Source organism: Mycobacterium sp., assembly GCF_032162605.1.
Classification (GTDB): domain Bacteria; phylum Actinomycetota; class Actinomycetes; order Mycobacteriales; family Mycobacteriaceae; genus Mycobacterium.
Window position 1 is genome coordinate 17,937 of record NZ_JAVROT010000182.1, and the last position, 9,734, is coordinate 27,670.

Genomic DNA, 9,734 nt, shown 5'->3' on the forward strand with positions numbered 1-9,734 from the left:
GATGAACACAGAGGACGCCATGCGGTCGGCCATCGCGCAGGCTGATGGAGTGAAGGGCACGACCTATCCGAATCCGCCCGTCGGCGCGGTGATCCTGGATCGCGACGGCGGCATCGCGGGCGTCGGCGCGACGCAACCTCCCGGTGGGCCGCACGCGGAGGTCGTTGCCTTGCGGCGGGCGGGGGAGCGCGCGGTCGGCGGCGTCGCCGTCGTCACGCTGGAGCCGTGCAACCACCACGGGCGCACGCCGCCCTGCGTGGATGCCCTTGTCGCAGCCGGGGTTTCGCGGGTGGCCTACGCTGTCGCCGACCCCAATCCCGCCGCAGCGGGTGGGGCGAGGCGGTTGGCCGACGCCGGAGTCTCGGTCGAGGTGGGTGTGCTGGCCGACGAGGTCGCGGGTGGATCACTGCGGGAGTGGCTGCACCGGCAGCGCACCGGAAGGCCGCACGTCACCTGGAAGTTCGCGTCGAGCATCGACGGGCGCAGCGCTGCCGCCGACGGCAGCAGCCAGTGGATCACCGGTGAGGCGGCGCGGGCCGACGTGCACCGACTCCGTGCGGTCGCCGATGCGATCGTGGTCGGAACGGGCACCGTGTTCATCGACGATCCGACGTTGACGGCGAGACTGCCGGACGGCTCGCTCGCCGATCGGCAACCGCTGCGCGTCGTGGTCGGGGAGCGGGAGATATCTCCGGACGCTAGGGTGCTCAACGACGATTCCAGAACGATGGTGATCCGCACCCGCGATCCCCACGAGGTGACGCGGGCGCTGTCCGATCGGACCGACGTCCTGCTGGAGGGCGGTCCGACGGTGGCCGGCGCGTTCCTGCAGGCCGGCCTGATCGACCGCATCCTGGCCTACATGGCCCCGATCCTGCTCGGCGGCCCGGTCACCGCACTCGACGAGATCGGCGTGATGAGCATCGCGCAGGCTCAGCGGTGGCGGTTCGACGGCATGCAGCGCCTCGGACCGGACCTACGACTGAGCCTGGTGCCGGGCTAGGTTCTGGTCGGTCCCGATATCGGTGAGATCTGGAATTCCCTTGGCCGCCAATGTGACTCGCGTCACGCACAAATGGCTTCAGTTGGTGACTCGTTACCCGTTCGAGACCTCACCCGCCCCATTCGGACCGGATTCGAGCCGACGGCGTCCGTAAAATCGAGAGCAGAGTCGAGGCCATCCCGGTCAGGCTGCCCACCCCGATGAACGACGAGTAAAGGACGACGAGCAATGACTGCACTGCAGGACTGGCTCAGCTTTCGCCCCGTCGATCAGAGCACCATCAAGCAAATGGTCTTCGGCCCACTGCGCGCCGTACTGAGCACCCCGGACGTTGAAGAGCGTGCCGAACTCAAGCTGATCAGCCCAGGCGTCGAACGCTGCTGACCCGCTAGCGCTCAACGCCGATCATCTCGGTTGCGGTATTCGAATCGTCCACGTGCTCGTTCTTGCCGCTGATGAGCAGGCCCAGAACCGCGCCCACCACGCACACGATCGCGGTGATGAAGAAGATCTCGCCGTACTGCATCGTGTAGGCGATCCGCACATTTGCGGCGAGCTGCGCGCCGATCTCCATGAGGTTGGCGCCCTTGGGTTTCGGCAACTCCGCCAGGTATTGGTTGAACTTGTAAAAGCCCCAGGCGCTCAACGATGCCAGCCCGATGAGCATTCCGATCATCCTGGCGACCACCACTGAGGCGGAAGCTATTCCGTGCTGTGAGCCCGGCACGGCCCGCAGTGTCGCCGACGTCAGTGGGCCGATGACGAGACCGAGGCCGAGGCCTGCCAGCACGAGGTCGGTGCCGAACGTGGGCAGGGTGAACAGCCCGAGGTCGTGGTGCGCGGAGAGCACGTCGACGGTCCAATGCGACACCAGCCAGTACGCGAAGCCTGCGATCAGCAACCCGACGAACGCCATGATGCGATCGCCGATCTTGGTGGCGATCCAGCCGCCGATTACCGCGCCGACGGGGAGTGCGCCCAGGAACCACACCAGCAGGAAGACGGTTTCGGTCTGCTGCTTGCCCAGCACGCCTTGGCCGAAGAGTTCGACGTTGACCAGCGTGACCATGAGGGCCGCTCCCGTGCACAGCGAGGCGCCGAGGGCAGCCAGGAACGGGAGGAACTTCACTCCCGCGGGATCGATGAGGCGGGTGTTGGCGAACTTCTCCCACGCGAAGAACGCGATGGCCACGATCAGCGCTGACACCAGCACCGGGAGTCCCCAGCTCGGCAGGACCTGTTTGCCGTCGGGTGTCGGGTTGTACAGCCCGATGACCATCAACCCCAGCGCAGCGGCGAGCAGTAGGCCACCGAGGACGTCGACCTTCTCGCGCGGGCCGTCCTTGTCCTGGGCCGGAAGGCTGAAGTGGATCATCACCATGGCGACGATCGCCAGCGGGACGTTGATCCAGAACACGTCGCGCCAGGTGTTCAACGCATAGACCACCGCGATTCCGTACAGCGGGCCCAGGACGCTGCCGAGTTCCTGCGCCGCTGCAATGCCGCCGAGCACCGCGGCGCGGTTCCGCGACGCCCACAGGTCCGCAGCCAGGGCAAGGGTCACGGGGAGAAGCGCCCCGCTCGCGGTGCCCTGAATCGTTCGGCCGATGACCATCGGGATCAGATCGGTGGACAGCGCCGTGACCACCGAACCCGCCGCGAAGCCGGCCAGGCTGAGCTGCAGGACCAGCTTGCGGCCAAATCGGTCCGACGCCCGGCCCAGTAGCGGCATGGCCGCGATGTAGCCGAGCAAGTACCAAGTGATGATCGGGGTGACGCGCTGAATCTGATTGAGCGAGATCCCGATGTCGCGCATGATGTCGGTGAAGATCGAGACGACGACGTAGGTGTCGAGCGCGCCGAGCAGGACGGCGAGCCCGCCGGCGGTGATCGCAATTCGCCGGCTGGACGCGGTAGGCTCAGCGGTGCCTTGGACCCCCGGCATTAGGCGGCGGGCTTGGTGACGTTGACGGTCTTGCCCCAGTCGCTCAGCGTCATCTGCAGGCTGATGCCAGGGCTGGTGTCGAGCTTGGCCTGCACCAGATCGTGGTCACCGTCCTCCTTGACCCACATGGTGGCGGGGACCGGGCCGGTGGCGGCGATCTGAGGGGCGATGCCGTTGACGGCCTCGGCGGTGACCTTGCCGCTGATCTTCACGGTGTCGACGCCGTTGATCGTCTCGCGCCCCTCGGATTTCGGCTCCGAGAAGTTCGCCTGCAGGTTGGCCAGGCCCTTGTCGGGGCTGAGGATCGCAGCTACGTCGTAGATGTCGGCTGCTGGACCGAAGTTCGTGAAGCTCCCCGGCGTCAGCGCGCCGTAGAGGTTTCCGTCCACGACGACGAAGTCGACGTCCTTGAAGCTCTGCCCGAAGGCGACGAGGTTGGCCTTGCCCTGGGCGGCGACGGCAGGAGCGTTCGTCAGGTCGCCACTGACGGATTCGATCGGCAGCGCCTCGATCTTGCCGGTCACCGCCAGCTCCAAGTGCACGCTCTTCTGCTGCCTGGTGGTTTGTTCGGAGTCCTTGACCAGAGACGCCGCGTCGGGCAGCGGTGCAGCGGACTTGGTTGAGGAGCTGCAGCCCGCGATGAGCAGGAGCGTAGCGAAGGTGGACACGAGGACGGCAATGCGAGGGCGCGTCTGCATATCTGCATAGTAGTGGGTGTGGGGTGGTGGACAGTTGCCCCGGTCACCTGTGAGAAGCGGGATCGTGGCTACTGAGCTGGTCTTTCAATCCGTCCCGACAGAGTTCGGCGACGCGGATCTGCGGTAGGTCGGCGCGACAGGGCGCCCGGTGCGCTCGGGAGCGCTCTGCCGCCGGACTAGCCTGGTCCGCATGTTCACCGGCATCGTCGAAGAGTTGGGCGAGATCGTCGGCAAGGAGGATCTGGCCGACGCCGCCCGTTTCGTCATTCGTGGTCCACTCGTCACGACGGACGCCGGCCACGGCGATTCGATCGCGGTCAACGGGGTGTGCCTGACCGTGGTCGATCTCCTGCCGGATGGCGCCTTCACGGCCGACGTGATGGCCGAGACGCTCAACCGGTCCAGCCTCCGGGGGGTCGAGGTGGGCAGTCACGTCAACCTCGAACGTGCCGCTGCCCTCAAGAGCCGCCTCGGCGGACACATCGTGCAGGGGCACGTGGACGGCACCGGACAGGTGCTCGCCCGCACTCCATCGGAGCATTGGGAAGTGGTGCGGATCGCGCTACCCGATGACTTGTCGCGCTACGTCGTCGAGAAGGGCTCGATCACCGTCGACGGAATCTCGCTCACGGTGTCGGGTCTCGGCCCGGACTGGTTCGAGGTGTCGCTCATTCCCACCACGCTGCAGCTGACGACGCTGGGGCGCGCCGAGGTGGGCACGCCGGTGAACCTGGAAGTCGACGTCATCGCCAAGTATGTTGAGCGGCTGCTAGTGCACAAAGATGGCTCTACCAGTAGTTAGGTACCCATCTATACGCCTCGACATAAGCGCACCGGTGCCGGTCCAACATATTCGCATGGCCACAGAGACCTCCGTCGACCTCGCAGCGCTGCTCCCTAGTTGGAAGCTGGCCCTCCAGGCCGACCGCAAGAGCAAGCAGACCTTCGACGCCTACGTCACAGGGGTGCGGCTGTTTCTGAAGTGGTGCGAGCGCCACGGGCACGCGGCCGTCCTCGACCGCGCCACGGTGCGCGGGTGGATCAACGACCTTCACGTCGGGGGAGCGGCCCCGGCGACGGCCAGGACCAGGCAGATGGCTTTGAAGCGGTATTCCGCATGGCTGGTCGAGGAGGACGAGGCCGACACCGACCTGATTCGCGACCTCAAGCCGCCCCAGCTCGACGTGAAGGTGGTGGCGGGCCTGACTGACGAGCAGTGCGCCGCGCTGGTCAAGGCCTGCCAGGGGCGTGAGTTCATCGACCGCCGCGACGAGGCCGTCGTGCGCATGATGATCGAGACCGGCATGCGCGCCGGGGAGGTGCTCGGCCTCACGGTCGACGGTGTCGACGTGGCGCGGGGCCTGGCCGTCGTCGAGCGCGGCAAGGGCGGAAAGGGCCGCGTGGTGCCCTTCGGCCCGCAGGTGGCCCGCAGCGTCGACCGGTACCTCCGCCTGCGCCGCTCACACCGACTGGCGCACACCGAGGCTCTGTGGCTTGGCGGGGGAGGCCAGGCGTTCGCGTACCACGGCCTGAACGTCACGCTGAAGCGCCGAGCCGACGCCGCTGGGATCACCGGATTCCACCTGCACTTGCTGCGCAACACCGCCGCCCGCCGCTGGCTTGCCGCCGGTGGCTCCGAGAACGGCCTCATGGCGGTAGCGGGGTGGTCCACGCGATCGATGCTCGACCGATACACCCGGGCGTCCGCATCCGACCGCGCCGCCGTCGAGGCCCGCAACCTGGACCTCGGCAACCTCGGCGTGTGATCGGAAAAGATTGCAGAAAAGTCTCACCGATTCGGGCTGTTGCAGGTCACCCCGCACGTTTGCGAGTTATCAACCTATAGTCACGCCCGTTGTCCATAGCGGAGCGTTATTACCTTGCGGCACAGCGCTTGTCGGGAGCGACCCCGCGCTAGGCTCTCACGGAATCAAGCGCCATATGCGCATGATCCCACCCGAGAAATCGGGTGCCCTCTAGGACGGAGGCCCCAAGTGGGGCCGATGACATTTCTAGGGACTGCGCGGGACTGACCCAACAGTGAGGGTCGGTCACCGCCAGATGCAACCGCACGAACCAGCCGCAACAACGGCTGTAAGTGCCTTTGTCCCTGGAGATGTCCATGCCGTACGACCCCGCGTCGTGGCAGTCCGAACGCGCCCGCCTGGCGCACCTGGTCTGCTACCACGCGCCCGAGTCCGAGATCACCGAGTCGCGCCGCAACTACCGCGCCCTGCGCCTGGCTGATCACCTCCGCAAGCAGTTGGCCGCAAATCCACCCCTCAACGACGAACAGCGCGCACGTATCGCCGATCTGCTGCTCGACCGGCGGGGGTGCTCAGTGAGCGACATGACCCCCGCCGAGCGCAGCATGCGCGCTCAGCTTGGCGCACACGCGCTCTGGGCCAAGACGGACGACCGCGCCGCACGCACGCAGGCCGCCCGTCGTGGCTTCTACCGTCGCTTCGAGCGCCAGGCAGACCCCGAGGGCACCCTGGACCCCGCCGAGCGCGCCAGGCGTGCCGAGCACCTCCGCAAGGCGCACATGCTCAAGCTCAGCATGGCCAGCGCCAAGGCCCGCCGCCTGCGTGGCCAGTCAGGTGGTGCCCAGTGATCACCCGTCCCCACACGTCTCAGGCCGACCGCGATCTGTTGGCTGACGTCGGCCTGGTCGAGGACGACGACCGCGCCGGTACCGGCGAGCACGCGCAGCACGACGACGAGCTGGTGGCCTCCTGATGCGCGCCGACGATGCACTCAAGTACGCCGCCGCGCTGCTGAAGGATCGCACTGACTGGGACAGTCCTCTGGCTTGGTCGTGACGTGGACGACGCCGATTCCCTCCAGCGGCACCACGGTGCGCAACACCATAGGCAGTCCACGGTTTTCGATCGGCACCTCGTAGAGCGAGCCGCAGCCGTCTTCGCATTCGTACCCAGGCAGGAAAGTGTGCACAGCCAATTTTACTGGCGCGATCCGACATGTTCTGTTGCGGTGTTGGGGCAGCAATTGCTCCGGGCAGCACGCGCTCGCGCTGCCCAAGGAGATGATGGCTCAGGCTGATTCTCAGCGTGTCGTGGAGATCTCGACCATCGCCGTGCACCATCGCTGTATGGCAGCAACCGAGGACCGGATCGAGCAATGCGTGGCGCACCATCTCGGCTGGGAGCGGTTCGACCACCCCGAAGGCCCGAAGTTCCACCGCGCGCTCTTCATTCAACCAGCATGGTAGACACAGCACCTGCGACGAGTAGGCGACGGGCGCGCACCCGCCTGCCGCGCCGTACCCCTTCGATGCTGGCGGGCCGCATCAGTCGAGCGACCTGGTCACGTCCGACGTCTTGCCCGGCCCCGAACTCGGCGCGGTTCGCGTCGATGATGGTGACTACTCCTTGTGTTGGTGGTCGAGATCCGCCCGAAGAAACTGGCTGCGCGTTTCAGTATCTCCTTGGCGCGCTTGAGTTCTCGACTCTGCTGCTCCAGATCATTGATCCGTTGCGACTCCGTGGTGGACATACCGCGGGCGAGGCCGTCGTCGCTGTCGGCCTGGCGCACGCAGGACCGCACCGGCTCGATGCCATAGCCAGCCTGACGCGCCATTCGCTGCACGGTCCCGAGATCGGTACCCACTCCGCCCCGAAAGGCCCCCGCACTATCCGAACCGCGGACGCCTTCTCCTCTGGGGTGTACCTACGTGTCGTCGGCTTCCCGGGCGACTGTTCCTTCGGCATGACTCCAACCTCGTTTCCAAGGTCAGGGGCCTCCACCCGAACCAGGCCATTCAGTGCCCGCGTTACCCCGCTTGCCAATCAACGACGGTAGGGAACAAGCCGTCGAGGAGTGCAGTTGCGATCTGTGTGGCCCACCCAAGCAGTGCCGCACGGGTGCTCGTGATCTCTGGGAGCACTCGCAGCGCGTCGACGAATACTGCGCTTTGCCGCACCGCCGTCCTTTGTGCTCCCGTCGACGTCGTGGTCGAGTACTACTCCGCCATCTCGTCTCTGCCGCATTTCAATCCCGATGACGATCACGATCCACTGCCGCGCGAGGTTGCGCATCTTCGTTCGACGATTGCCGCGGTGGACGCGGTGCTGTTCTGCACGCCGGAGTACGCGGGCACCCTGCCCGGCTCGTTGAAGAATCTGCTCGACTGGACCGTGAGTGGCACCGAGCTGTCCGGCAAACCCGTCGCTTGGGTGCACGTGGCAGCGGATCAGCGTCGCGGCCACGGCGCACACGCCACTCTGGCCACGGTTCTCGGCTACGTCCATGCCAGGGTGATCGACGCGGCGTGCCGCCACATACCGATCGTTCACGATGCAGTCGGCCCAGGCGGTGTGATCACCGATTCCGCCGCACGGACACAGATCGCCGCAACGATCGAAACTCTGCTCGACGCCCTCCCGAGACGGTAATCCGGGATGACCAGGCCGCCCGCTACTTCAACGAGATCTAAGTACGATGATCGATGTTGCTGGACTGAGCTCGGTAACCCCGGGCTTGGTACTAGTCATGGTTGTGGTGGCAGTACTGCTCAACGTCATTCCCAACGTGTTCTCTCGGCCGCGAGATGGCAAGCGGAAGGAGGCGGTGCGTATGAACAGTGACTCCGCAAATTCATCCAACGCGGTCGCGTCGATGTTGTCGCTGTTCCGCGCTCGCCAATCTTTATTGCGTAACCGGCGCTCCACTCTTAGTCGGATGTTTGTGCTGGATGTTCGGACGATGCGAGCTCGCCAGTCCGTGCCGCCAAGCGCTGAGCCGTGCCACACACGCAGCTCGTCTGAGGCGAGACTGTTGGGAGGACCTTCCTGCCAGGTCACTACGGGGCGTCCCTTTTCGAGTGCGTACCTGAAATCTTGGGCGCTTTGGGTTCGCTTGTCGGGGTTGGGGTTCAAGGCCTTCGTCACTGCGGTTCGAAGTGACTTATGAATGTAGGGTTTCCAATCCTTCTCGATCGGAACTGGAAACCGGGCGTCGAGCTTTGGGCGTACGACTCTGTCTCCGTTGAGGAGTCGATACGTGGTGAGTGCCAGAGCGTACACGTCGCCGGTGACATCAATGATGGCCATCGTGCCGTCGGCGAATGCTTCAGGAGGGAGGTGCGCCAGATAGGGCATTGCCGTGCCTGATCCCACATCGACGGGGTGGCAGGCAAGACCAAAGTCACTCACCTTCACGGGTTGTAACGGATGCAGGAGCGGATTGGCCGGCTTGATGTCGCGATGAAGTAGACCCACATGGTGGATATGCATGACGCCGCGGCAAGCTGCCTCCATGATCTGCAGTGCTTCTCGGACTGGCAAGGCGTCGCGACCAAACTTGCCCGCGACGCTGCCTTCTTCGAGGTATTCCATGCGGATAACCGGTGTTGCGCCTTCAATCTCGGCTGAGTACACCTGCACGACGTTGTCGTGTTTACCCAGTTCCATCAGCTTCATTCCACCGCTTAATGGCCCTCTCTACGATTCACGACGGTACCCGTTGCAGCGCAACGGGTACCGGTATCAAGCGGCGACACATCACGCTGTCCAGCTGCTGGCGAGCACACAGTTGCCCTTGCCGCGACCTCTTGGTTATGAGCTACCGGCTCCGTGTCGCGCCGTGGGGCGCTCGTCTCAAATGTGCAGTTCAGGGTCGACTGAATGTCTCTAGCGTCGTACGTCATTCGGCTTGATCTCGGCCGTTTTCACGGCGTTTCGTTCACAAATCTGGGATCGGCACCGTAGCACCGTGCAGGCTTCGCACTCCGACCGTCAGCCCGACGACCCGTGATCGAAGTTTACGTGCCGCGCCGTCAGGCCGTCGGGTCCGTCATAGCCCGGGTTGCCTGGCGTGCCGGGAGACTTACTCTTCGTTCGTGACGGAGCAGATTGACAACCCCGGCAACCTCACTGGCAGTAGGCTGCGAAACCGGCTCGCTGCGTGCGTCTCTTGGCTCATCGCGGCTGCGACTTAATGGTCGGTGGGGTTGAGTACGCGGAAGACCACGCCCGCCGCCACGCCGGCGATCAGTTGGGGGACCAGATAGAGGAGCGTCGACCAGGCGAACAGCCCCATGGCTGCGCCGCCCAGGACGACGGCGGGG

10 protein-coding genes and 1 pseudogene are annotated in these 9,734 nt (G+C 65.4%); 7 read left to right on the forward strand and 4 right to left on the reverse strand.

Going from position 1 to position 9,734, the window contains the following annotated elements; genetic code table 11:
• Position 1: 1 nt before the first annotated feature.
• Positions 2–1,003: a bifunctional diaminohydroxyphosphoribosylaminopyrimidine deaminase/5-amino-6-(5-phosphoribosylamino)uracil reductase RibD gene (gene ribD, locus QOI01_RS11460; protein ID WP_526380944.1), complete on the forward strand. Its 1,002-nt coding sequence runs from the start codon at positions 2–4 to the stop codon at positions 1,001–1,003.
• 228 nt (positions 1,004–1,231) lie between these two features.
• The gene (locus QOI01_RS11465) at positions 1,232–1,387 is read left to right on the forward strand and encodes a hypothetical protein (RefSeq protein ID WP_526380946.1); all 156 of its coding nucleotides are present in this window, start codon (positions 1,232–1,234) and stop codon (positions 1,385–1,387) included.
• A 4-nt stretch (positions 1,388–1,391) separates the two neighbouring features.
• On the opposite strand, the gene QOI01_RS11470 is transcribed toward QOI01_RS11465, so the two are convergent.
• Together QOI01_RS11470 and QOI01_RS11475 are read right to left on the reverse strand one after the other, a co-directional pair.
• The gene (locus QOI01_RS11470) at positions 1,392–2,948 is read right to left on the reverse strand and encodes an MFS transporter (protein ID WP_526380948.1); all 1,557 of its coding nucleotides are present in this window, start codon (positions 2,946–2,948) and stop codon (positions 1,392–1,394) included.
• Positions 2,948–3,646: an LppX_LprAFG lipoprotein gene (locus QOI01_RS11475; RefSeq protein WP_526380950.1), complete on the reverse strand. Its 699-nt coding sequence runs from the start codon at positions 3,644–3,646 to the stop codon at positions 2,948–2,950. Before QOI01_RS11475 ends, QOI01_RS11470 begins: the two co-directional genes overlap by 1 nt.
• Positions 3,647–3,836: 190 nt before the next feature.
• On the opposite strand from QOI01_RS11475, the gene QOI01_RS11480 reads away from it, so the two are divergent.
• From QOI01_RS11480 to QOI01_RS11495, 4 genes are all read left to right on the forward strand, one after another.
• The gene (locus QOI01_RS11480; RefSeq protein ID WP_526380952.1) at positions 3,837–4,448 is read left to right on the forward strand and encodes a riboflavin synthase; all 612 of its coding nucleotides are present in this window, start codon (positions 3,837–3,839) and stop codon (positions 4,446–4,448) included.
• A gap of 55 nt (positions 4,449–4,503) precedes the next feature.
• Positions 4,504–5,412 carry a site-specific integrase gene (locus QOI01_RS11485; protein WP_526380954.1) on the forward strand — a complete coding sequence of 303 codons (909 nt, stop codon included), beginning with the start codon at positions 4,504–4,506 and terminating at the stop codon, positions 5,410–5,412.
• A 356-nt stretch (positions 5,413–5,768) separates the two neighbouring features.
• On the forward strand, positions 5,769–6,260 hold the full coding sequence (locus tag QOI01_RS11490; protein WP_526380956.1) for a hypothetical protein: 492 nt from the start codon (positions 5,769–5,771) through the stop codon (positions 6,258–6,260).
• Positions 6,257–6,385, forward strand: coding sequence for a hypothetical protein (locus tag QOI01_RS11495; protein ID WP_526380958.1), 129 nt, complete (start codon positions 6,257–6,259; stop codon positions 6,383–6,385). The genes QOI01_RS11490 and QOI01_RS11495 overlap by 4 nt, the downstream gene beginning before the upstream one ends.
• 497 nt (positions 6,386–6,882) lie before the next feature.
• Here QOI01_RS11495 and QOI01_RS11500 read toward each other — a convergent pair.
• A pseudogene (locus QOI01_RS11500) lies at positions 6,883–7,377 on the reverse strand (transposase); the annotation flags it as partial.
• A gap of 159 nt (positions 7,378–7,536) precedes the next feature.
• On the opposite strand from QOI01_RS11500, the gene QOI01_RS11505 reads away from it, so the two are divergent.
• Entirely contained in the window at positions 7,537–8,061 is a 525-nt protein-coding gene (locus QOI01_RS11505; RefSeq protein WP_526380962.1) for an NADPH-dependent FMN reductase, read from the forward strand.
• Positions 8,062–8,088: 27 nt separating this feature from the next.
• On the opposite strand, the gene QOI01_RS11510 is transcribed toward QOI01_RS11505, so the two are convergent.
• Positions 8,089–9,087 (reverse strand): protein kinase domain-containing protein, encoded by a 999-nt coding sequence (locus QOI01_RS11510; protein WP_526380960.1) that lies wholly within the window; start codon positions 9,085–9,087, stop codon positions 8,089–8,091.
• Positions 9,088–9,734: the final 647 nt, after the last annotated feature.

Coding starts and splice junctions, on each gene's coding strand:
- QOI01_RS11485 (WP_526380954.1), top strand. CDS start 4,504: ATGGCCACAGAGACCTCCGTCGACCTCGCAGCGCTGCTCCCTAGTTGG.
- QOI01_RS11480 (WP_526380952.1), top strand. CDS start 3,837: ATGTTCACCGGCATCGTCGAAGAGTTGGGCGAGATCGTCGGCAAGGAG.
- QOI01_RS11475 (WP_526380950.1), bottom strand. CDS start 3,646: ATGCAGACGCGCCCTCGCATTGCCGTCCTCGTGTCCACCTTCGCTACG.
- ribD (WP_526380944.1), top strand. CDS start 2: ATGAACACAGAGGACGCCATGCGGTCGGCCATCGCGCAGGCTGATGGA.
- QOI01_RS11510 (WP_526380960.1), bottom strand. CDS start 9,087: ATGAAGCTGATGGAACTGGGTAAACACGACAACGTCGTGCAGGTGTAC.
- QOI01_RS11470 (WP_526380948.1), bottom strand. CDS start 2,948: ATGCCGGGGGTCCAAGGCACCGCTGAGCCTACCGCGTCCAGCCGGCGA.
- QOI01_RS11490 (WP_526380956.1), top strand. CDS start 5,769: ATGCCGTACGACCCCGCGTCGTGGCAGTCCGAACGCGCCCGCCTGGCG.
- QOI01_RS11465 (WP_526380946.1), top strand. CDS start 1,232: ATGACTGCACTGCAGGACTGGCTCAGCTTTCGCCCCGTCGATCAGAGC.